Annotated in this window: 21 protein-coding genes and 4 pseudogenes; 19 read left to right on the top strand and 6 right to left on the bottom strand. The window is 68.2% G+C overall.

Annotation, left to right across the window (positions count from 1 at the left end):
• Positions 1-642: 642 nt before the first annotated feature.
• From LCH29_RS41865 to LCH29_RS41890, 6 genes and pseudogenes are all read left to right on the top strand, one after another.
• Positions 643-864, top strand: coding sequence for a hypothetical protein (locus LCH29_RS41865; RefSeq protein WP_446466921.1), 222 nt, complete (start codon positions 643-645; stop codon positions 862-864).
• Entirely contained in the window at positions 861-1,295 is a 435-nt protein-coding gene (locus tag LCH29_RS41870) for a type II toxin-antitoxin system VapC family toxin (RefSeq protein ID WP_446466922.1), read from the top strand. Before LCH29_RS41865 ends, LCH29_RS41870 begins: the two co-directional genes overlap by 4 nt.
• A 200-nt stretch (positions 1,296-1,495) precedes the next feature.
• A pseudogene (locus tag LCH29_RS41875) lies at positions 1,496-1,711 on the top strand (transposase); the annotation flags it as partial.
• Positions 1,712-1,772: 61 nt separating this feature from the next.
• A pseudogene (locus tag LCH29_RS41880) lies at positions 1,773-2,684 on the top strand (IS3 family transposase); the annotation flags it as partial.
• Positions 2,685-2,840: 156 nt separating this feature from the next.
• Positions 2,841-3,188 carry a hypothetical protein gene (locus tag LCH29_RS41885; RefSeq protein WP_446466923.1) on the top strand — a complete coding sequence of 116 codons (348 nt, stop codon included), beginning with the start codon at positions 2,841-2,843 and terminating at the stop codon, positions 3,186-3,188.
• 395 nt (positions 3,189-3,583) lie between these two features.
• Positions 3,584-3,843 (top strand): annotated as a pseudogene (locus tag LCH29_RS41890) (hypothetical protein); the annotation flags it as partial.
• A gap of 80 nt (positions 3,844-3,923) precedes the next feature.
• On the opposite strand, the gene LCH29_RS41895 reads toward LCH29_RS41890, so the two are convergent.
• Positions 3,924-4,313: a hypothetical protein gene (locus LCH29_RS41895; RefSeq protein WP_446466924.1), complete on the bottom strand. Its 390-nt coding sequence runs from the start codon at positions 4,311-4,313 to the stop codon at positions 3,924-3,926.
• A gap of 519 nt (positions 4,314-4,832) precedes the next feature.
• Here LCH29_RS41895 and LCH29_RS41900 point away from each other — a divergent pair.
• The gene (locus LCH29_RS41900; RefSeq protein WP_446466925.1) at positions 4,833-5,045 is read left to right on the top strand and encodes a hypothetical protein; all 213 of its coding nucleotides are present in this window, start codon (positions 4,833-4,835) and stop codon (positions 5,043-5,045) included.
• Positions 5,046-5,119: 74 nt separating this feature from the next.
• Here the strand turns inward: LCH29_RS41900 and LCH29_RS41905 are convergent, their stop codons facing one another.
• Positions 5,120-5,941, bottom strand: a complete 822-nt coding sequence (locus tag LCH29_RS41905) for a TIGR03084 family metal-binding protein (RefSeq protein ID WP_446466926.1) — start codon at positions 5,939-5,941, stop codon at positions 5,120-5,122.
• Positions 5,942-6,426: 485 nt separating this feature from the next.
• Positions 6,427-6,936, bottom strand: a complete 510-nt coding sequence (locus LCH29_RS41910; RefSeq protein ID WP_446466927.1) for a MarR family winged helix-turn-helix transcriptional regulator — start codon at positions 6,934-6,936, stop codon at positions 6,427-6,429.
• 94 nt (positions 6,937-7,030) lie between these two features.
• Here LCH29_RS41910 and LCH29_RS41915 point away from each other — a divergent pair, with 94 nt between their 5' ends.
• From LCH29_RS41915 to LCH29_RS41950, 8 genes are read left to right on the top strand one after another with little or no spacing between them, the layout of a single operon-like run.
• A complete protein-coding gene (locus LCH29_RS41915; protein WP_446466928.1) occupies positions 7,031-7,534 on the top strand; it encodes a flavin reductase family protein in 504 nt (167 codons plus the stop codon).
• A 40-nt stretch (positions 7,535-7,574) separates the two neighbouring features.
• The gene (locus LCH29_RS41920) at positions 7,575-8,888 is read left to right on the top strand and encodes an MFS transporter (protein ID WP_446466929.1); all 1,314 of its coding nucleotides are present in this window, start codon (positions 7,575-7,577) and stop codon (positions 8,886-8,888) included.
• A 17-nt stretch (positions 8,889-8,905) separates the two neighbouring features.
• On the top strand, positions 8,906-9,925 hold the full coding sequence (locus tag LCH29_RS41925) for an Ldh family oxidoreductase (protein ID WP_446466930.1): 1,020 nt from the start codon (positions 8,906-8,908) through the stop codon (positions 9,923-9,925).
• A complete protein-coding gene (locus tag LCH29_RS41930) occupies positions 9,918-10,433 on the top strand; it encodes a PaaI family thioesterase (protein ID WP_446466931.1) in 516 nt (171 codons plus the stop codon). The genes LCH29_RS41925 and LCH29_RS41930 overlap by 8 nt, the downstream gene beginning before the upstream one ends.
• Before the next feature lie 10 nt (positions 10,434-10,443).
• Positions 10,444-11,475 (top strand): LLM class flavin-dependent oxidoreductase, encoded by a 1,032-nt coding sequence (locus LCH29_RS41935; RefSeq protein ID WP_446466932.1) that lies wholly within the window; start codon positions 10,444-10,446, stop codon positions 11,473-11,475.
• Positions 11,472-13,109, top strand: coding sequence for an AMP-binding protein (locus tag LCH29_RS41940; RefSeq protein ID WP_446466933.1), 1,638 nt, complete (start codon positions 11,472-11,474; stop codon positions 13,107-13,109). The genes LCH29_RS41935 and LCH29_RS41940 overlap by 4 nt, the downstream gene beginning before the upstream one ends.
• A gap of 10 nt (positions 13,110-13,119) precedes the next feature.
• Positions 13,120-14,055: a pyruvate carboxyltransferase gene (locus LCH29_RS41945; RefSeq protein ID WP_446466934.1), complete on the top strand. Its 936-nt coding sequence runs from the start codon at positions 13,120-13,122 to the stop codon at positions 14,053-14,055.
• A gap of 23 nt (positions 14,056-14,078) precedes the next feature.
• Positions 14,079-14,405: a YciI family protein gene (locus tag LCH29_RS41950; protein WP_446466935.1), complete on the top strand. Its 327-nt coding sequence runs from the start codon at positions 14,079-14,081 to the stop codon at positions 14,403-14,405.
• A gap of 757 nt (positions 14,406-15,162) precedes the next feature.
• On the opposite strand, the gene LCH29_RS41955 is transcribed toward LCH29_RS41950, so the two are convergent.
• The gene (locus LCH29_RS41955) at positions 15,163-15,912 is read right to left on the bottom strand and encodes an SDR family NAD(P)-dependent oxidoreductase (protein ID WP_446466936.1); all 750 of its coding nucleotides are present in this window, start codon (positions 15,910-15,912) and stop codon (positions 15,163-15,165) included.
• A gap of 226 nt (positions 15,913-16,138) precedes the next feature.
• Here LCH29_RS41955 and LCH29_RS41960 point away from each other — a divergent pair, with 226 nt between their 5' ends.
• On the top strand, positions 16,139-17,086 hold the full coding sequence (locus LCH29_RS41960) for a LysR family transcriptional regulator (protein WP_446466937.1): 948 nt from the start codon (positions 16,139-16,141) through the stop codon (positions 17,084-17,086).
• Positions 17,087-17,574: 488 nt separating this feature from the next.
• On the opposite strand, the gene LCH29_RS41965 is transcribed toward LCH29_RS41960, so the two are convergent.
• Positions 17,575-18,417, bottom strand: a complete 843-nt coding sequence (locus LCH29_RS41965) for a helix-turn-helix transcriptional regulator (protein ID WP_446466938.1) — start codon at positions 18,415-18,417, stop codon at positions 17,575-17,577.
• Between the two features lie 391 nt (positions 18,418-18,808).
• On the opposite strand from LCH29_RS41965, the gene LCH29_RS41970 reads away from it, so the two are divergent.
• The 3 genes from LCH29_RS41970 (at position 18,809) to LCH29_RS41980 (ending at position 21,169) form a co-directional block, all read left to right on the top strand.
• Positions 18,809-19,729 carry an NAD-dependent epimerase/dehydratase family protein gene (locus LCH29_RS41970; protein WP_446466939.1) on the top strand — a complete coding sequence of 307 codons (921 nt, stop codon included), beginning with the start codon at positions 18,809-18,811 and terminating at the stop codon, positions 19,727-19,729.
• Positions 19,730-20,348: 619 nt separating this feature from the next.
• The gene (locus tag LCH29_RS41975) at positions 20,349-20,798 is read left to right on the top strand and encodes a MerR family transcriptional regulator (protein ID WP_446466940.1); all 450 of its coding nucleotides are present in this window, start codon (positions 20,349-20,351) and stop codon (positions 20,796-20,798) included.
• A 92-nt stretch (positions 20,799-20,890) separates the two neighbouring features.
• On the top strand, positions 20,891-21,169 hold the full coding sequence (locus LCH29_RS41980; RefSeq protein WP_446466941.1) for a hypothetical protein: 279 nt from the start codon (positions 20,891-20,893) through the stop codon (positions 21,167-21,169).
• Here LCH29_RS41980 and LCH29_RS41985 read toward each other — a convergent pair.
• Positions 21,118-21,225, bottom strand: a pseudogene (locus tag LCH29_RS41985) (IS5/IS1182 family transposase); the annotation flags it as partial. The gene LCH29_RS41980 and the pseudogene LCH29_RS41985 overlap by 52 nt on opposite strands.
• Positions 21,226-21,326 lie beyond the last annotated feature (101 nt).

The raw sequence follows: 21,326 nt of genomic DNA on the forward strand, positions 1-21,326 counted from the left end.
ACTACGCCAACCAGGCAACGGCCGAACAAGTGAACCTGAAACCACGTCAACCCGCCCTGACCAGCTAGTCAGCCACCCCCGTACAGCGGGGGAACCTCACACCAGTGGTCCACCCCACCCCTGTCGCATGGGGAGCACGACGCCGTACTCCCACCCCGAAAGGGAGTCGGGAGCCGACAAGGGGTTCTTATGCCTCTCGATGCAGAGAGCATCCAGATCAATGGGGTGACCTCAGGGGCCTACGGTTGACCGGCACACAGGGGCTCAGTACGGCGCCACAGGTCTGCCGGATCGGGTGACGGACGAATCGGACACCGTTGACACGTTCGCGAGTTGGGAGCACGAGGGCTCCCACAGGGCTCCCCATCGCTCCCACTCCAGACACGACAAAGGCCGCCTCCGCTACCCGCGGAAACGGCCTCCGACCTGCGAAAACGCTGGTCGGGACGACAGGATTTGAACCTGCGACCCCTTGACCCCCAGCGGCGCGGCAACTCTCCGCGACGATCTATTGCGGACGGTAGCGATTCGCTCGGGCTTGCACACATCCGTACCAAGCTCTTCTGACCGCTTGAGGCAGCCTCGCACCGGTGCGCCCCCTGAAGACACCCCCCGAAGCATGCCCCGCGATATCCTGGCCGCATGTCGATTCAGGTGCCCGAAGACCTTGAGGCCCGCTTGCGCCAGCTGGCGGCGGCCCAGGGCATCACCGTGGACGAGCTGGTCACCAAAGAACTCACCAAACTCGTCGTCTCACGTCCCGTCCGCGCCCTCCGCGGCAAGGGCGTGCTGCACGCCGGCAGCAGCGCACCCCACGCCCGCGACCTCAAGGCCTACATGCGTGGCGAAGCGGACGACGCGTGAAGCTGATCGTCGACGCGGGCCCCGTCTTCGCCTATCTCTCCGCAAACGACCCTGACCACGCCCGCTGCGTCGACCTACTGGAGAGTTTCGACGGCGAGCTCGTGATCCCGCAGCTCGTCCTGGCAGAGGTCTCCTATTTCATCAACACCAGGGTCAAGCGCGCAGTCGGCGCCAAGAAGGCTGCCGAGGCCGAGCTCGCCCTCATCGAAGACATCACCGCAGGTGCCTTTCGGGTCGAACCTGTCGAAGAGCCGGACTGGCCCCGGATCGCCGAGCTCGTCAGCCGCTACCACGACTTCCCGCTCGGTATCACCGACGCCTCCGTCATGGCCGTGGCGGAGCGCCTGGACACCCCCAAGATCGCGACCCTCGACGCCCGCCACTTCCATGCCGTCACCTCCGCACGATTCGGGCACTTCGAGGTCCTCTAGTACCAACGCCGTTGCCGATGAGTTTCCCCGTAGCGCTCCAGAACCACTTCACCGGACCTGACCTGGAATAGCGTACGTGGCCACCAGGTGTCCAGCATGATCAGTCGTTGTGCTGGTACGACTCTGCCCTTGCCGGAAACCTCATCCTGTGCCGTTCAGGAATGCGTCGCTGCAGGTCGTAGTCGTGTGCCGCTCGAAAGGTGGGTAGTCAGTACTCGAAGCGGTATTCGGCGGAGTTCAAGCGGGACGCGATTGCGTTGGCCCGCTCCTCCAGCAAGACGATCACGGAGGTCGCGCGGGATCTGGGCGTGAGTCCGGAGAGTCTGCGCGGCTGGGTCAAGCGTGACCGGATCGACCGCGGGGAGGGCGGGGCGGGTGAGCTGACCAGCGTGGAGCGCGAGGAGCTCAAGCAACTGCGCCGGCAGAACATCGAACAGCAGAAGACGATCGAGATCCTGAAAAAGCCGCGGCCTTCTTCGCCAAGGACAGCGACCGGTGAGCGAGGTCTACCGGTTTATCGCCGCGGAGAAGGCTGTCTACCCGGTGGCCCTGCTGTGCCGTGTCCTGGGCGTGGTCCGTTCCTCCTTCTACGCCTGGCTGGAGGCCGAACAGGCCCGGCAGGCACGGACACGCGCGGACGAGGCCCTGGCCCACGAGATCACCGTGATCCACCTGGCCTCCAAGGGTGCCTACGGTGTCCCGCGCGTGCACGCTGAACTGCGGAGGCTGGGCCGGGCGGTCAACCGCAAGCGGGTGGAGCGGATCATGCGTGAACGCGGCATCGCCGGCGTCACCCGCCGAAGACGCCGCTCGCTGACCCGCCCCGACAAGCAGGCGAGGCCGGCCCCGGACCTGATCGGCCGCGACTTCACCGCCGACCGACCCGGCACCCGGCTCGTCGGCGACATCACCTACCTGCCCACAGAACAGGGGTGGCTGTATCTCGCCTGCTGGCTGGACCTGGCCACCCGCGAGGTCGTCGGCTACGCGATGGCCGACCACCACCGCGCCGAGCTGGTGGTAGACGCGCTGCGGATGGCCCACGGCCGCGGTGGCCTGGAACCCGGTTGCATCACGCACAGCGACCGCGGAAGCGAATACACCTCATCCGAATTCCGCGCGGAGATAGGCGCGTTGGGCCTTCGGCAAAGTACCGGCCGGACCGGCTCCTGCTTTGACAACGCCCCGGCCGAAAGCTTCTGGGCCGTACTCAAGGAGGAGATCGGCACCCGGCTCTGGCCCGACCGAGCCACCGCCCGCGCCGAGGTCTTCGCCTTCATCGAGACCTTCTACAACCGGCGCCGCCTGCGCAAGCACCCTGTCTTCGGGTATCTCACACCACACGAGACGCGCCAACGGTTCCGCAACAGCCACACACTCGCAGCGTAGAAGAAGAGTGTCCAGGATCACGGGGAAACTTCAATCAGCCATTCCCCCATAGCAACAGCCACGCCATGCGACGGCTTGCGGAGCGGACAAGGATCTCCCACGGCTACCGCGCCCGCACGGTAGGGTACGACGAGCAACCCTGCACTGGAGGTCATCGTGAGTGCGCAGCCAGACGGCCCGTATGGATCCCTGATCCCCATGCCTGACCTCACGCCTGACGCACTGCGCACGGCTGTCGCCCGGATCGCTCCCAGCAGAGTCCCTGCACTCACTCAGCACCTGTTCGAGGCGACTACAAACGCACAGCAGACACAGAGCCTCGCGCCCCTGCGGGCTTTCGTCCACTCATGGGCCGTGTTCGTCGCCATCGAGCGGCACCCGGAACGCGCCGCCCGCCTCCGTGAACTCGAGCAGATCGTCGATATGGCCGAACAGGACCCGATGGCGGCCATCCATGAAATTCAGCAGATCCGCAAGGCCGCGGAGGCCGAGGCGGGGCTGTGACCGACTGGACCTGGGAGTACAACCCGAGTGAGGAGTACGTCGCCGACGGACTTGCGCCGGGTGTCATAGCAGAGGTCGAGCGACTGGCGACCGAACTCGCCGCGCTTGGAGTCGACGCGGCAAAGGTGGGTCGGCCCTTCGACCGAGAAGGCGGACTCCGAGAATTCGACATTCTCGGCGGACGCGGCTTCATCAGCTTCCTCTCAGTACCACGCCATCACTGCATCTATATCTGCAAGTCACCTGGTACGGATGACTTTGCTCTCGTTCCAGCGCCGTTGTTGAGGCCGCCGAGGATCCAGGTGGGCTCGATGCCTCGGGTGTGCAGTTCATGCGCCTGCACTCGCCGAGAATGCCATCAGCCCGAATCAGAACGGGTACACCGAGTCCCGACGGCGCCAAACCTGGTCATGGACCTTGAGGACGCCGACTGCCGGGCACGATTCATCAGAGACAGAGACGGGAAGTTCCCCGCCCTGTTCGACGCCGCCTGAGAGAGTTCGAGGAGTTCTACAACTCCCACCGACCGCACCAGGGCATCGCGAACGCCCGACCGCTACACCCACTGCCCACACCAATCGACGATCCCGACAAGCTAAGCCACCTCGACATACGACGCCACAATACAGACATGCCTCGTGACCTGCACGGATGAGGTATTCGGCAAGCGCAGAGTCCTTCTACAACGAACACCGCCCGCACAGGGCACTCGAGCAAGCCGCCCCATGCCGCCCGCTACCCGCACCCATCGCCAATCAAGCCCAGCTCGCCCACACGGAAATCGACCGACGAGACCGACTCGGCGGAGCGTTCCACGAGTACCAGCACGCAGCCTGAGCTGTGTGGATGATTTATCGGCACCCGCAGTACGCCGCCGGCGTACCGGGGGTCGCCGGTGCTGAAGTCCACGGTCGCGGTGACGCCGTGGTCGTCGGCGAGTTTGGCCAGGCCAGGTCGATGCCGGGTCGGAAGCGGATGGCGACCCTCCCTCAGTCTCCCGAACTGGGTGGCGCGGGCGGCTTGCTCGGCCTCCGTGGCCTCGGCCAAGGCCTTCGCACGGGAGATGGCGTTCTTGGCTCGGATCTCGTCCCGCTTCTTCTCCTGGGCCGCTCGTAGCGCAGCCATGCGGGTCTCGTCCTCGCGCTGTCGGCGTTCTTCCTCGACGAGGTGGGTGTCCTTCGGCGGTGATGTACTGCGGCGCGGTCCACACCGTGGCGAGCGACCGCTGCGGGTATTGCGTCGGGGTCCGCGGGCTGTGCAGGACGATCCTGCTGGCGAACGCCCAGGTGAGGAACTGGGTCAGGGAGGCGGGCACTGCCTTCCAGCTGCGGCTCGCGAACTTCATCAGCCCTTCGGCGACGGCCAGGCCGCGACCAGCTTCTCCGACACGTCCGCGAACAGTCAGAAACTCCACCGGCACGAGGCGGACCGTAGCCAGCGCCAACAGCCGTCCGGCGACCTTTCCGAGAACCCCAGCGGCAGCCGCATCTCCTGTGCTAGCCGATCATGGTCAATCTCAGCGGCACTTTCTGTACCGCAACTACTCACACCCGCACACGATCTTGATCGTACCCCTGGTCTTGGCGCTTGTTTCGGCGGTGGTCTTGTTGCCGGGCTTCTTGTCTGCTCGGCGGAGTTGATCATGTGCAGCTCGCGGTTGCCGCATCGGGCGTCCTCGTCAGCGGCGGTGCCGCGCATCGGCGTGCGGACCCGGGTCAGGGCAGCGTGCGCCCCCTTGTCGGTCCGGCCTTCCGGCTGCACGATGTCGCCACGTTACTGGACTACCGTTCGATCTCGGACGGTACGCCCGTCTACCTCGACGAGGAGACGCTGCTCCCTCCAGTGTTGCCTGAGTGAGCCGCGCGGAGGCGCCTTTGGGCGCAGCCCGGCCTTCACCCTCGCAAGTTGCCACGCCGGTAGAGATTATCGTCTTACTCCTCGTCGTAGCGGGGCCCAGTGGCTACGCGGATCCGCCGCCTGGGACGTCCTGACCCCGGAAGGCCAGCGAAAGCCTGGGCGATGGGCAGCCACTGCCGCGCCGTTTCTCCGGCGAGGGTCAGTGCCAGGTCGTCGCGGTGGCGGCGCTGGGTGACGAGCAGGCAGAAGTCCAGGGCGGGTCCGCTGACGCGATCTGCAGCATCCTGGGGACCCCAGGCCCACAACTCGTCGGCCGGACTTGTCAGTTCCACTCGTATGGGTGCCTGTGGAACGGGCAGGTCGTGCAGGGTGAATGCGAAGGCCATGGTACGGACGCCCAGGTGGGCGATGTGGCGCAGCCGTGCGGTCGGCTCGCGGTGCACTCCGAGCGCGTCGGCCACGTCCTGGCCGTGGGCCCAGGTCTCCATGAGCCGGGCGGTGGCCATCGAAGGAACCTTCATGGGCGGACCGAACCAGGGCACCCGGGCGTCGGCGGGGGCGGTGGCCAGGGCGTGGTGCAGGGCTCGGCGCCCAGTGCGCCAGCGGTGCAGCAACGCCTCCGGAGCCAGCCGGGCGCCCTCGGCCGCGCCCTCATCGACCATCCTCCCTCCCCGGGCCGCTTCCCCGCGAGCCTGCTCAACGAACCGATCAGGCTCGGTCACGGCTCGCTGTGTCCAGATGTCGGTCCATGCAAGATGAGCGATCTGGTGGGCGATCGTCCACCCGTCGGCAGGTGTGGCCGTGGCCCACCACGTCGCATCCAGGGGCGCCACGAGCGCGTCCAGTTCCTTGCCCTCGGCGCGTAGATCGTCCAGTAGGTCGCCGTAGTCGCTCATCCTTTGTCTTCTTCCTATCGTCCTCGCCGATGCTCCAACACTCCGATCACCTACACCCCTGCAGGCTGAGAAACAGCAACTCTCCCTGTTGGCTGCCGGGCTGGCCGGCACCGGTTCGCAGGTCGAGATAGCCGGGACCGCCGTGATCTTGGGAGATCTGTTTCCGCCGCCCGCACCGCGCGCGGCTGTTCCGCCACCGGCAGCGGATGCCGACCCGGTAGGAGATCAGCTCTTAAATAGTCAGCGCCCGGCAGGTCGAACTGGCGCCCGAGTGCATCGACGCTGGGCCCGCCGAGCATCAACCCTCGTCGGAATTCGCAAGCGCCTGTAGTGTGCGCGCCGGCTCGGCCGCGCTGATGCCGGTGGTCCCTGCGGCATTCGCGTCCACTGTCACCTGTATGCGGTGCTGCGCGAGTCCTCGTTCCGGCCCACCATCGGTGGGAGTTGCAATCGACGGCGCCCCGCCCCTCTGCAGGCATGCTTGCTTATGGGGTCGGCCGGTCCATCTCCCGTAGTTCGTTCTCGACCGCGAGCGCAGCCTGCCGCAGGTGCTGGTCGGCCGCCACGATGTCGTCCAGGGCGAGCGTGGTGTTCAGCGTGTCGCGGATCTTGAGTACTTCGGTGTTCATCTCGTTCAACGCGGCCAAGCCCGTCTCGGTGACCTTGAGGGAGAGTGCCCGTTCGCTCTCGGGGTGTGCGCTGCGGGCCACGAAGTCTCGGTTCTCCAACTCGGCGACGATGCGGGTCATGGTCTGTGGCCGTACGTAGCAGCGGCGTGCCAGCTGGGCGAGGGTGAGGTTGGGCCGGTTCGCCAGGATTCGGAGCGCGGTGTAGCTGGACAGCGTCATTTTCCACGGCCGCAACCGGGCGTTCCCGATCCTCGTGGCCGCTCGCTCAAGCCGGACCGCTGCATCGATCAGTGAGGAAGCCTCGTCCATCGCGGCAACCGGCTGTACCGGCGAGCGGCCGTCGTCGAACGGATCGATGTAAGGCAAGTGATCTGTCACTCCTGCAGCGTACTGGCGTTCACAGTGCACCAAGTCATCAGGATGCTTGCTTTTCTTTTCAGCATGCTTCTACTGTATCAGCATGCTTACATTCCCCTCGCGGTCGGCTCCTGACTCCGCACGATTCCGGTCCGTCCTCGGGCACTTTCCCAGCGGCATCACCGCGATCACCTCGCTCGGTGCGGAGGGCGAGCCTGTGGGCATGGCCGTCTCGTCGTTCACCTCGGTCTCTCTCGACCCGCCACTCGTTGCGTTCCTGCCCGGCAAGACGTCGTCGACGTTCCCGGTCATCGCCGAACGCGGCACCTTCTGCGTGAACGTCCTCGCCGTCGGCCAGGAGCAGATCTGCCGTGCGCTGTCCGTGTCGGGTGGCGACAAGTTCGCCAACGTGGCCTGGCAGCCGGGGCCGCACGGAGATCCGGTCATCTACGACGCGGTGGCCTGGATCGGCTGCACGATCGAAGCCGTGCACGATGCCGGTGACCACCACATCGTTGTTGGCCGCGTCGACGATCTCGCAGCGGATCCCGCGGCGTCCCCGCTGCTGTTCTTCCGAAGCCACTACGGGCAGCTCGCGTCGGCCTGATCCGAAACGCATCCCGGCAACCTCAACGGAGAGGCATGTCATGGCCACCGCCACAGAGATCCCATCCCGGACGCTCAGACGCACGACGATCGCGGCCGCCATCGGCAACACGGTGGAGACCTACGACTACGCGGTCTACGGCTTCCTCGCCACCGTGCTGGGCAAGGTCTTCTTTCCAGCCTCGAGTGCCGGCACCGCACTGCTGTCCTCATTCGCAGTGTTCGGCTCGGCCTTCCTCGCCCGCCCAGCGGGCGCGCTGGTCTTCGGGCCCCTCGCCGACCGGCTGGGCCGTCGGGCCGCGCTCGTGGCGTCGCTGCTGCTGATGGCGGGAGCCAGCACGCTGATCGGCTTCCTGCCGCCGACGGACAGCATCGGCATCGCCGCGCCGATCGTCCTCGTGCTTTTGCGGTTCACCCAGGGGCTGGCCGGCGGTGTCGAGTACACGACAGCCATCATCTACGTGGCCGAGTTCGCCCCCCCCCCCCCCCCCCCCCCCCCCCCTCGCGTGCAGGTCGGCAGTCTTGCCGGATTCCTCATCGGCGCCGTGGTGGTTCTGTCGCTCAACGCCGCGCTGACCCCGCAACAGATGCTCGTCTGGGGTTGGCGGATACCGTTCCTGCTCGCGCTTCCCATCGGTGCGATTGGACTGTACCTGCGTAGCCGTTTGGGCGAGACCCCCGAGTTCCTCGCGGCGCGCAACGACGCGTCCGAAAGGGACACCAAGGTCGCCGACCAGTGGTCACGGGTGCTCCTCCTCGTGGGGGTGTCTATCCTGCACATCCTCGGCATTTACATGGTCTACACCTACGTCCAGAGTTATCTCATTCAACTGCGCCTGTCCCCCTTCATCGCCACCGTGGTGATCGGCTTCGCGTTGCTGGTCGGTCTCTTCCTGGTGGTCGCCGGTGGCCGCGCCTCCGACCGGAAGGGCCGCCCCAAGGTGCTTCTGGCGACCTCGATCGCCGTGCTCGTGCTGACGTATCCGTTGTTCGCCGTGCTGTCGACCGCGCCACCGCTGTGGCTGATGATCTGCTGTGTGGTGCTGCTGTCGGCGGGCCCGGCGTTCTACTCGGGCATCGCGCCGATCACCTTCGTGCAGCTCGTGCCGGTGCGGGTGCGCGGCAGCGTCATCGGGGTGTCGTACAACGTCGTTGCGGCGCTGGTGGGCGGTTCGTCGGTCTTTGTCAGCCAGGCACTGGTGGACGTCACCGGCGACACCCGTGCACCCGCCTTCCTGCTGATGGCCGCGGCCGCGGTCAGCGCGGTCGCCGCGCTCGTCCTCGCCCGCCGACCCGCTCGGCATCCCGAGCCATCCCCCTCGATCGCGCCGATGTCGGCGGAGGCCGGTTCATGAACCACAAGCATGCCCCCATGACCACACTGACTCTGTCCGACGCCCGCACGGTAGTCACGGCAGCGATGACCCGGGCCGGGCACACCACCACAGAGGCCGAGATCATCGCCGACCACCTGCTCGACTGCGAACTGCGCGGCCTGTCCTTCGGCGGGCTCGCCCGCGCTCTGTCGGTGGTGGAGCGCATCCGTGCGACACCCGCACCTCCGGGCCCCATCCGGATCGTCGCCGAGACAGCAGTGTCCGCGACCCTTGACGGAGGCGACCAGGTGGGCTACCTCGTCGGCATGCGCGCGCTGGAACTGGCCGTGGACAAGGCCCGCGCGCACGGGCTCGCGGTCGTCGGCGCACGCAACACCTGGTACACCGGCATGTTCTCCTACTACCTGGAGAAGGCGGCGGAATCCGGGTTCGCCGGGATGATCGCGGGCAGCGGGCCCGCGGTAGTGGCACCGCACGGGGGCACCGAAGGCCGATTCGGCACGAACCCGATCGCGTTCGGCTTCCCGTCCACGCCGACACCGGTGATCTGGGACATCGGAACGGCCGCCGTCATGTACGGCGAGGTAATGCTGAAGGCCCGGCTCGGCGCGGACCTGGCGCCTGGCCAGGCTTACGACGCCACCGGCGCCCCGACGCTTGATCCGGTGGCCGCGCTGAACGGCGCGTTCGGCGTGTGGGGCGGACACAAGGGTTCCGGGCTCGCCATGGTCGTCCAGTTGCTCGGCATGATGACTGGTGCGGCCGCTGACCCTTCGGGTATCTCGGACGTCGGTCTCTTCGTGGTGCTGGTCGACCCGGCCGTGCTGACCGACGCGGCGGACTACCGCCGGCGGGTCGGGGCCTTCGCCGACTCTATCCGGGCGACCCGTCCCGTCGAGGGCGGCGGCGCCGTCCGGGTGCCGTTCGACCGCTCTGTCGCCCGCCGGGATGAAACGCTTCGGCGCGGCACGATCGACGTGCCAGAGGCGGTTGCCGCGGCCGTGCGTCGGGAGGCCGGACTCGTCGAGAGCGGGGAGGGAACGGCCCGTGGCTGAGCCGCTCGACCCCGACGGCTTCGCGATCGAGCCATCCGCGTCGGGCCGGCTCCTGTGCGGCGGCTGCGCTCCGGACGAGGCCTGCCGGCTGGGCGTCGAGATCGCCGGCACACAGGACGGCGCCCTGCGGTGCGATGTCACCTGCGCGCGGCAGTGGCACGGCGGGCCAGGAGTGGCGCACGGCGGCTGGATCGCCGCGGTGTTCGACGACGTGCTCAGCATGGTCGTCCTGCGCACCGAGCCACGGCTGGTCACCAAATCCCTGGCAATCGAGTACCTCCGCCCCGTCCCCGTCGAGCGGCCGCTCACGGTCCTGGCCCGGATCGGCACCCACGCCGAGGGCCGGTGGGAGGTCTCCGCCCAGATGACACTCGCCACCGCCGGGCCGCCTCTTGCCACAGCCCGCGCGGAACTGCGGACGCGCCGCCGGGACCACTACGCCCGGCACCGGGACTGGCTCGCCCGGCAACCGGTGCCCCACTGCAATGGATTCGACACAGAAAGCTAAGGACGACACCATGGTCGACTTCTTCACGGGGCTGCAGCCCCTTCAGGTCGGCGAGACCGACCCCGACCGGATGATCGCCAGGATCCAGGAACTGGACCGCTCCAAGGTGATCGACCGCGTGCTCGTCGGGTACTCCTCCACGTGGCCGCACAACCACGCGACAGCGCCGTTCGCACTCGCGCTGTCCGAGAAGTTCTCCCCCATCGTCGCCCACCGCCCCGGTGTGATGCCGCCGGTGGCCGCCGCCCGCTACTTCGCCACCCTCGACGTACTCGCCCACGGCAGGCTCGCCATCAACGTGGTCGTCGGCGGCTCCGACAAGGACCTGCATCGTGAGTCGGACCACCTGCCCAAGAGCGAACGCTACCGCCGGGCGGTTGAGTACCTCGACGTCGTCCGCCGTACCTGGACCGAGACCACACCCTTCGACCACCACGGCGAGTACTACACAGCCGACGCAGTGAAGATCCAGACGAAACCCGTCCAGGGCCAGGTCCCGATCTTCATGGGCGGCGAGAGCGCCGACGCCGTGGACTTCGGCGCCCGGCACGCCGACCTCTACATGCTCTGGGGCGAACCATTCGCCGGGACCAAGGAACGCATCGACCGGGTCACCGCCGCCGCCGAAGGCTACGGCCGCCAGATGCGGTTCTCCCTGAGCCTGCGCCTGTTCATCGGCGACACCGACAACGACGCCTGGGCCCAGGCCCGCGCCGCGGAACGGCAGATCGCCGAGGCCGCCGGGACCACGACCTACCTGCGCTCGTCGTCGACCGACACCTCCGTCGGGCGGCAACGCGCACTCGCGCTCACCTCCGACGAGCTGCACGACGACTGCTTCTGGACCGGGCTGACCAAACTCCTGGGTGGATTCGCCAATTCCCAAGCGCTCGTCGGCACCGAGGAGCGCATCCTGGACACCCTCGGCAGGTACCGGGACCTCGGGGTCGGCGGGTTCCTCGTGACGACCGGCGCCGAAGCCGCGTGGGACCCGGCGCTGGAAGGCTTCCTGGCCCGGGCGAAGAAGGAGCTGGGCACATGACCGGAACCATCGCGGAGGGCACTGGCGCCCCAGACTTCGACGACCTCGCCGACGGGACGGTCGGCGGACTGATCGCCGCTCGAGCCGCGGCGCACCCGGACAAGCTCGCACTCGTCTTCGAAGACACCGAATTGACCTATGGCGGGCTCGACTCGGCGGTGACCGACGTGGCGCGTGGCCTGGTCGCGGTGGGCGGCATCCCGGGCAGCTCGGTTGGGATCTTCCTGCCCAACCGACCCGAATATCTGCTCGCCTGGCTCGGCGCGGCCCGCGCCGGCCTCGTCGAGGTTCCGGTCAACACCGCCTACAAGGGCTCGTTTCTCGACCACGCGCTCCGCAGCACCGACGTGCGCATCCTGGTCACCGAGGCGGCCCTGCTGGAACTCGTCGCCGAGCTGCCGGAACCACCGGAAACCCTGAATACCGTGGTCCTGCTCGACGACGCCGTGCCGCCGCGTCGCATCCCGCCCGGGGTCGAGGTGCGGACCTGGAGCGAGCTGCTCGCCGCCGGAGACCCGGTAAGGGAGCTCCCCCGTGTCACGCCGGACGACCCGGCCGCGATCATGCTCACCTCCGGCACCACCGGGCGCAGCAAGGGCGTCGTGTTCCCGCACCTGATGCCCCTGATCGGCGCCCGCGAGTGCGCGGCGCAGATGGGCACGATGCCCGACGAGCGGCTCTACACGTGCCTGCCGCTGTTCCACGGCGCCGCGCAGATCAACATCTCGCTGCACTGTTTCTACGCCGAGGCCGCCCTGGTGCTCGGCCGCCGGTTCAGTGCCAGCAGGTTCTGGGACGAGGTCCGGGCGCACCGGGTCACCCAGTTCAACGCCCTCGGCTCCATCCTGCCGATGCTCCTAGCGCAGCCACCGTCGGACCGCGACCGCGACCACCGCGTCACGAAGCTGTTCGCCGCCCCTGCCCCGCCGCAGGTACTGCATCCCTTCGAGGAGCGCTTCGGCGTGCACATCGTCGAGGGCTACGGGCTCACCGAGATCAAAAACGTCCTCTACAACCCGCTCGACACCCGGAAGGTCGGCTCGATCGGCCTGCCGACCGAATCGTCCATCGTCGAGATCCACGACGAGTCCGGCCAGCGCGCCGCCCCTGGCCAGACCGGGGAGATCGTCTACCGGCCACGACTGCCGCACATCATGTTCTCGGGCTACCACCGGGACCCGGCCGCGACGCTCGCGACCATGCAAGACCTGTGGTGGCACACCGGGGACCTCGGTTACACCGATGAAGACGGCTACTTCTACTTCATCGACCGCAAGAAGGACGCCCTGCGCCGCCGCGGCGAGAACATCTCCTCGCACGAAGTGGAGTCGGTCTTGCTCGCCTATCCCGGCGTGGTGGCGGCCGCCGCGGTCGGCACACCCTCTGATCTGGGTGAGGACGAGGTGCTCGCCGTGCTGCAAGTGGAATCCGGGCGGCAGGTGGACTTCGAGAAGCTTTTCGCACACTGCGACCAGTCCCTGCCGCACTTCATGGTCCCTCGCTACTACCAGATCCTCGACGAACTACCCGTCACCCCGACCGGCAAGGTGCGCAAGAACGACCTGCGCGGCCAGGGCTCGGCCGGCGCCTGGGACTCGCTCGCCGCCGGGCTCAAGCCGAACCGACACTCCTGAGGAACGAACCATGCCCCAGCCTGACAGAGTGCGCATCCGTGAGATCGCACCACGCCTGACCTTTCAGGACCACCCAGTCCCCACCGAAGTGAAGATCGAGCTCGTGCGACGGCTGCTCGACGCCGGCGTCCGGGCGTTCGAGCTGTCCTCGTTCGTCCGACCCGACTTGGTGCCGGGCCTTGCCGACGCCGCAGAGGTGTTCGCCCGGATCCCGCGAGTTCCCGGCCTCAGACTGGGGTGCTGCGTCGGCAACACCCGCGGGCTCGCCCGCGCGGTTGACGCGGGCGCCGACACCGCGTCCTTCCTGCTGTCGACCGACGAGGAATTCGCCTACGCCAACATCGGCCGGTCCACCACGGAGTCCCTCGCCGAACTCGAGCGCATGGCCGCATTCGCCGCGGACCACGACATCGTGCTCGACACTTACCTCATCTTCGCCTGGGGCGGGCCCACCGGCTCCGCCCGCGGCGGCGAGGACCTCGAACCGCTGGCCCGCCGACTTCTCGAACTCGGGGTGGACCACTGGATCCTCGCCGACTCCTCCGGCTACGCGGCACCGCCCCAGATCCGCGAACTCGTCACCGCCGCACTCGCGCACGTGCCCGCCGACCACCTCACCATGCAGATCCACGACGGGCGCGGCATGGGCCTCGCGGCCCTGCTCCCCCTTCTCGAGCTCGGCGTCTGCAACATCGACACCTCGCTCGCGGGAAGTGGCGGCCATCCCGCGATGCCCGGCACGCAGGGCGGCGGCGTGTGCACCGAAGACGCCGTCCAGCTACTCGAGCTGGCCGGTGTGCCCACCGGCATCGACCTGACCCGGCTCATCGACACCGCGAACTGGCTGGCCGAGGAAGTCGGCGCGCCCAGCAAAGGATTCGTCCGGCACACCGGTCCGGTACCAGCTGCAGGTGATTCCGCCCGGCCAGTCGCCTTCACCTGGTGAACCCACTTAACCGAAAGGCCAATATGAGCTTCTTCCTCGTGCACTACAGCCACCCCGACGGGCAGGGCTGGTCCCAGCACCTCGAACCCCACCTCGACTGGATCCTGGACCGAGTCGAAGACGGCTCGCTCGTCGCCTCCGGGCCGACCGTCGGCACCAATCTCCGCTCGGCCATGCTGCTTGTCCAGGCAGCGAACCAAGACGCGGTTCGCGCGATCATCGACACCGACCCGTTCATCATCGAAGGGCAGGTTTCCGACCTGTGGATCACCGAGTGGGACCCGATCTTCGGTGTATTCCACGACCAGTCGAGCCAGGCCAGTGTGCCGATGGCGAAGATCGGCCGATAACCGCGGCCTCAGCTTGAACGCCGGGCCGATGGGCAAACGCTGCGGTGCTGGACCGTTCGCTCGGCCCGGTGATCGGCTTCTTGCTGCGGCACCTCGGGGCGGGTGCACACGTGCCCCCGCCCCGCCCGTCCGCTGGGAGAGCACGGGCACCGGGCGGCATGCGGCCCCGTGCCGACCCTGCCCCGCGCGACCACCGTCCGGCTCCACCCCGTCGACTTGAACCTGCGACCCCTTGACCCCCAGCGCTCGGCCACCCCACCGACCGGCTCCTGCACGCCGCGGTGTGGTCCATGCCGGGGATGGTGATGGACACGTTCCACAATCTGCGCGGCAACACCCGAACAGCGCACCGTTCCTACGAGCTGACCGGCAACTCGCACCAGCGGATCGTGCGCCTGACTTCCGAACTGCGCACCATCGCCCAGGGCGAGCAAGCTCCGGGGCTGCGTGCCGAGCTGGGCGCTCGGTGGGACATCGTGGAAAGCTCCTTCGCCGCGGGCATCGGCCGCAGCCTCATCGACGAGGGATTCTCGATGGACTGGGCGACACTGCAGCTCACGGACAAGCGCCGCCGCCGCTCGGTCACCAGGGTCACCGACGCACTGATCGGATTCCAGTACCACCGCTGCCTCATCTGCGCTCAACCCATCACGCCAGGTGCAGCACCGCTGTCGACCACGTCTTCCCCTGCTCCCTGCCTTGAATCTGCTCCAGGCCACGACGCCGTGATACGGCAGGGTGCGGGGCGGGGCTGTCATCAGACAGCGAGCCGTCCACCGTCGACGGGCAGGACGGCGCCGTGGATCATGCCTGCGCCGGGTGACGCGAGGAAAACGATCGCGCGAGCGACGTCCTGCGGCGTGCCGACCTGGTTGGCCGGTGCTTGCGCGGCCGTCGCCTCCAGCATGTCGTCATGGCCCGCCATGCCCTCCGTGCGGGTCGGACCGGGGCTGACGGCGTTGACCCGCACCCCGGCGGAACCGAACTCCGCCGCCCAGGACTTGGTGAGCATCTGCAACGCCGCCTTGCTGGAACCGTACAGAGAAAACCCGGGGATACCCCGGTTGGCCACGATCGTCGTGACGTTGACGATCGCGCCGTCACCGCGCTCGGCCATCCTCGGCGCCAGCGCGCCTACCAGCAACAGCGCGGCCCGGACGTTGACTGCCATGACGGTGTCGAACTCATCGGCCTTGACGTCCACGGTCGCCGCGTAGGAGAGCAGGCCGGCATTGTTGACCAGCACATCCACATGCCCACCGCCGAGGTCGAGTGCCTGATGGGCGAGGTAGAGCACGCTATCGGCATCGGCCAGGTCCGCAGCGACGAAGTGGGCACGACCGCCGTCCTGGGCGATCACGGCGACCGCTTCCTCCCCACGGGCCCTGTCCCGGCCGGTGATGACGACGCGGGCACCGCAGGCAGCGAACTGCCGCGCCGTCTCGCGACCGATACCGCTTGTCGAACCGGTGATCAGCACAGTCTGACCGGCGAAGTCCTGGCACATGAGGAATCCTTCCACGAGGTCGACGGGCAACGATGCGACGCGAGCGGCGTCCCGAAAACCCGCCGGAGCGCAAAAACGAGAGCGAGCCGGTGCAGCCACACCGCACACCCGCTCCGTGTCGCCGATACTGCGGCGCCCCCTCCCCATGTCCAAGCCCTGATCCGTATCGAGTTATACGAAACAGGCATACCTGCACGTCGCGGCTTCCCCCGTACCGAGCGGCGCTATGGTTCCGCGATACGCTCCTCCCGTGCCCAAACCGTCGGCGGACCTCGACCTGCGCCTGGTGCGGTACTTCACCGTGCTCGCGGAACACCGGCGGTTCGTCAGCGCCGCCGAGCAGCTGCACATCACACAGCCCTCACTGAGCCGACAGATCAGCAAGCTGGAGACGCAGGTCGGCGCCCAGCTGCTTGAACGAACCGCCCGGGGCAGCCGGCTCACCGAAGCGGGCGAAGCGTTCCTGCCCCGCGCCAAGGCGTTGCTCCGTTCGGCCGCTCACGCCACGGCCGCTGCCCGCACAGCGGCACAACCGCAGCGCATCACCATCGGCTACACCGCGGACCTGCTCATCACCGCCGCCGTACGCCACATGCGCCACCACCACCCGGACGCCGACATCCACACCTCGTACCTCAGCTGGGACAGCCCACGCGAGGCACTGCTTGATCACCGTGTCGACGCTGTGGTCACCCGGCTGCCACTGACCACCGACGGCCTGGCGGTCACCACCCTGTACGACGAGGCCCGCGTACTGGCGGTTGCCCTCGACCACCCCTTGGCCAGCAGGGAATCGGTCACACTCGACGACATCGCTGACGAGCCCCTGCCCCGGGTGCCCGACCCGGCATGGAACGCCTACTGGCGCATCGACCCCCGCCCCGACGGACGCCCCGCCCCCGGCGGTCCGCTGGCCCAAGTGGCCGAGGACAAACTGGAGTTCGTCGCTTCGGGACAGGCAGTGGCCATCATGCCGGCCACCGCCCGCCTACGACCCGACATCACCACGATCCCCCTGCGCGGCGTCGATCCCGGTCACGTCGTGCTGGCCACCCGCGCCGCCGACCCCAACCGGTTGCTCGCGGCGTTCCGGCGGTCGGCCCGCACCCACCTCACCGGCCCCGTAGCGCTCCAAAATGGCTTCACCGGGTTTGACCTGAGGCAACGCAACTGACCAGCAGGTATCCGGCATGATCAGTCCTCGTGCTGGTTCGGCCTGGTAGGCGGTCCATGACGGAGCGACTGGGAAGGTGCGCCGGGTGCGGGCGGCGGAGCCCGTCAACTCCGGTTCGGGCGGCATCGGCGCCGTTCCACCTCCGCCGCGTCACGGACGCGTGCCCCGTCAACGTGCCTCACATGCAGAAGCAGCCAGCGCACGCCACGCAGAACGGCTTCAGGATGCACGGGCACCCCGCAGATCGGGTTGTAGTCCGGGTCGTCGTCGCCTTCGTCCCTCGGCTCACCGAGTGGGGGTGGTACCGAACGTGGACTTAGCCGTCGGCCGTCAGGTCTTCGAACCGGGTGCCGCAGCCTATCCACCCCACCCACGTGGCAGCCCCGCGCCGCCGGTCACGACTGGCTTTCCGGACGGGGCGGGTGGATCGCCGACGGGCATGGGGTGGCCGGGGCAGTGGTCACGGGTCTGTGCCGGTTCCGGCTCGGTCAGCTCGCGAAGGACTGGGTGCCCAGGACACGGAGGAACTCCAGGCGTTCGGCCGTTTCGGTGCCGGGCTGCGGCCGGTAGAGGAAGAGGCGCTTGCTGGTGACCGGGCTGAGGACGATGTCGCACTGCAGATCCAGCCGGCCCGCCTGGGAGTGCAGGACGGATTTGCGGGTGGACCGGACGGGGGCGACCTCGCCGAGATCCCACAGCGCGGCGAACTCCTTGCTCCGGTTGCACAGTTCGTCGACGAGGGCCTGCCCGTACGGGTGGTGTCCGTGGCGGAAGACGGAGGCGCGCAGGTCAGCGACGATGGTGCGGCCGATCGCCTCGTGCTCCTCCTCGGCGTAGACGCCGCGAAGTGCGGGCCGCATGAACCAGAGCCAGGCGCCGTTGTCCTCGTGGCCGGGGCGGTCGACCAGCGGGCCGAGCAGAGTGATGGCCATCGGATTCTGGATGACGACCGTGCCCAGGCCGTCGACGATCTGGGCCGGAGTGTCCTTGAGGGAGTCGAGGATGTGCATCAGTCCGGGGTCGGCGTAGCCGTCGTGCGACAGCCCCTGGGGCGGCTGATACCCGGCGACCGTGTAGAGGTGATCGCGTTCGTCGGTCGACAGGCGCAGTGCCCTGGCGAGCGCGGCAAGCAGGGTTTCCGACGGATTGACGCCGCGGGCCTGCTCGAGCCGCTCGTAGTAGTCGGTGGACATGCTCGCGAGCATCGCCACCTCTTCGCGGCGCAGACCGGGCGTACGCCGACGATTGCCCGGCACCAGTCCGACGTCGGCCGGCCGCAGGGCCTCTCGGCGAGCCCGCAGGAAGCGGCCAAGTTCAGCACGGTCGGTCATCGCTGTGTTACTCCGGGATGCAGGTGGGACGAGACTGGTCAAAAGGCTCCGCCGCCGATCCGGACGGAACGGTTCGGCCCTCGGGTTCCTTCAGTGTCGGACGGCCACGGCGGGCCAGCCACGGTCTGTGAGTCCGATGACAGGCGCACCGTGGTTGTCACCGCACGTGCCCGCGACGCTCATGTCGAAACGCCTCCCACCGCCGCGCTTCCCGGACGCCCCGCCTCACGAGAGAGGCCTTTGCCCAAATGGACCAGTGGGTGAGGACGTCCATCGGGCCACAAGCCCTGGCAGGACGGCAGGGTGGAAACGGTGGTCATCTGGAACATCACCTGCGACCTCCGTCCCGACCGCGGTGAGAGGCCACGACCACTACAGGAAGGTTGTTCTCATGCGTGTTCTTGTCACCGGCGCATCCGGCTGGGTCGGCTCGGCCGTCGTACCAGAGCTCCTCGCAGCCGGTCACCATGTCACCGGGCTCGCCCGCTCGGAGGCGTCGGCAGCCGTTGTCGAGGCCGCCGGCGCAGCGAGCGTCCGCGGGACCGTCGAGGACCTCGACGTGCTGCGCGACGCCGCCGCCCACGCGCACGCCGTAGTCCACCTCGCGTTTCCGGTTGAGCGGTCCTTGAGCGGAGGAATGGCCGAGGCCGTCGCCTCCGACGTCACGACCATCCAGGCGCTCGGCGAGGGGCTCCCCGCCGGTGGGGCGATCGCTGTCGCGTCCGGCACTGTGGGACTGTCGCAGCACGGGGTGCCTGCCACTGAGCACGATCGTCCCTCGCCCGACGCGCTGGTTGCCGTGCGACAGCCCTCGGACGACGCCGCCCTCGCGCTCGCCGAGCGGGGGCTGCGGCCCACTGTCCTGCGTCTCGCGCCGACCAACCACGGCAAGGGAGACAACGGCTTCGTCCCGCACCTCATCGCGACCGCCCGCCGGGCCGGCTTCTCGGGCTATCCGGGCGACGGGTCGTCGCGCTGGCCCGCGGTACACGTCCGGGACACCGCCCGGCTCTTCCGGCTGGCGATCGAGGCCGCACCGACGGGATATCTGCACGCCGTGGCCGAGGAGGGTATCGCGGTCCGCGAGATCGCCGCTGCCATCGGGCGCCACCTCGGCCTCCCGACACGGTCGGTGCCGATGGGCCGGGTCGACGAGCACTTCGGCTTTCTCGGGATGTTCCTCACGCCGGACAGTCCCGTCTCCAGTGCCATCACCCGGGAGGTGACCGGCTGGGCTCCGGACGAGGCCGGTCTGCTCGAGGATCTCGACCAGGGGCACTACTTCGAACCGAGTCAGGCCACCGCCGGGTGACTCCGGTCGCAGTCCGGTGCCTGTGCTGCTCAGAGCGCTCCGGCTCGGAGCGGACCGGCGAAGTCCCGCACCTGCGATCCTGAGCGCTGTGATCGGAGGCCGACGCGTGCGCCGTCGTGCCCGGGCCCTGGGCACGGAGCGTTCACGGCGTCGGTTGAGGCCTCAGCCGGTCCGGTACGCCGGGTCGGCTGGGGCGCCCCGGCCTTGTGCGGTGGTCGGGGAATGGCAGTGGTCCGGGAACGGCGGTTGTCCGGGCGGTCGGCTTGGCATCGAAGCAGCCGCCAGCTCGAGCGCACGGCCCGTGAAACGGAGGCCGCGCGCCGGCCGGTTAAACCGGAACCAGTGCCACCTCCAATCACCGTCCCGCTGGTCCTGAACGCCGGAGACCGGTGGAACATGAAGCCGATACGTCGCTGGAGATCACACACGGTCACCGGCAAGCTGGGTTCCACGGAGAACTGGTGACATTTGAATACGAGAGCTCACCAGTAATCCGGCCCGGGATCGGAATCGCATCCGATACAAGCGCTGCCTTTTCGGGCGCACCTTGTTCGCCCCCTACGGGCCTCAGCGGTAATCGACTTGCGCCTCAAGCGGCTTGAGGTAGTGCAGTGGCCCCATGAACGACCATGAGCTGTACCCCATCGGAGACTCCGCGCGCCGCAGCGGCCTGAGCGTGAGCGCCGTCCGGTTCTACGCCGACACCGGGATCATCGAGCCCACGGGCCTGAACGAGGCCGGCCACCGGATGTACGACATCGACGCCATCGCCCGGCTGGAACTCGTCCGCACCCTGCGCGAGCTGGACACCGACCTGGGCGAGATCCGCCGCCTGCTCGAGGGTGGCACGACCCCGTCCGACCTGCTCACCACGCATCTGGAGATCGTCGAGCGTCAGGAGCGCACCCTGCGGGCCAGGCGAGCGGTGCTCAGGACCCTGATCAAACAGGGCGACACGACCGCTCAGGCCGATCTGGCGACGCGGTCCGCACCTACCTGCAAGACGCCTACTCCACACCGGAGACCCGGGTCCTGGCGACCGAACCGTTCCAGGACTTCATGTACGTGAGCGGGGCCCCGCTCATGGAGGAGCTCCTTGCCGCGTACCGTGCCGGAGAGTCCCCCCGGTCTCCCCGGGCCCAGCAGGCCGTCACACGCTTCATGGAAGCGGCCACCGCGCTGTCCGGCACACCGCTCACCCCCGAAGTCCGAAACCGGATGGCCGACGGATACCGGCAGGTGCCCGACATCCTGCGCCAGATCGCCGAAGAGGAAGCCACCTCCGAGAGCCCCGTCTACGACGACACCCACGGCCGGTACCTGTCCCTGGTGGCGCTGATCAACGGGACCGCGACCGAGGAGGACCACGACTCCCAGTGTCGTTTGGATCAGCGTGCGGACCAGAGGAAGATGCCTGCGATGTGGAGTCCGGCCAGGTAGATGGTGGCGGTCTTCTCGTAGCGGGTGGCGATGCCGCGCCACTGCTTCAGCCGGTTGGTTGGGTAGGCCGCGCGACGAGGTGCCTGCTAGTGCAGGCCCTTTTCCGCGCGGCCCCCCTCCGAACCCGCCGTACGAGTTTCCCCGTAACGGGCTCTCC

Source organism: Streptomyces sp. BRA346 (assembly GCF_052851135.1).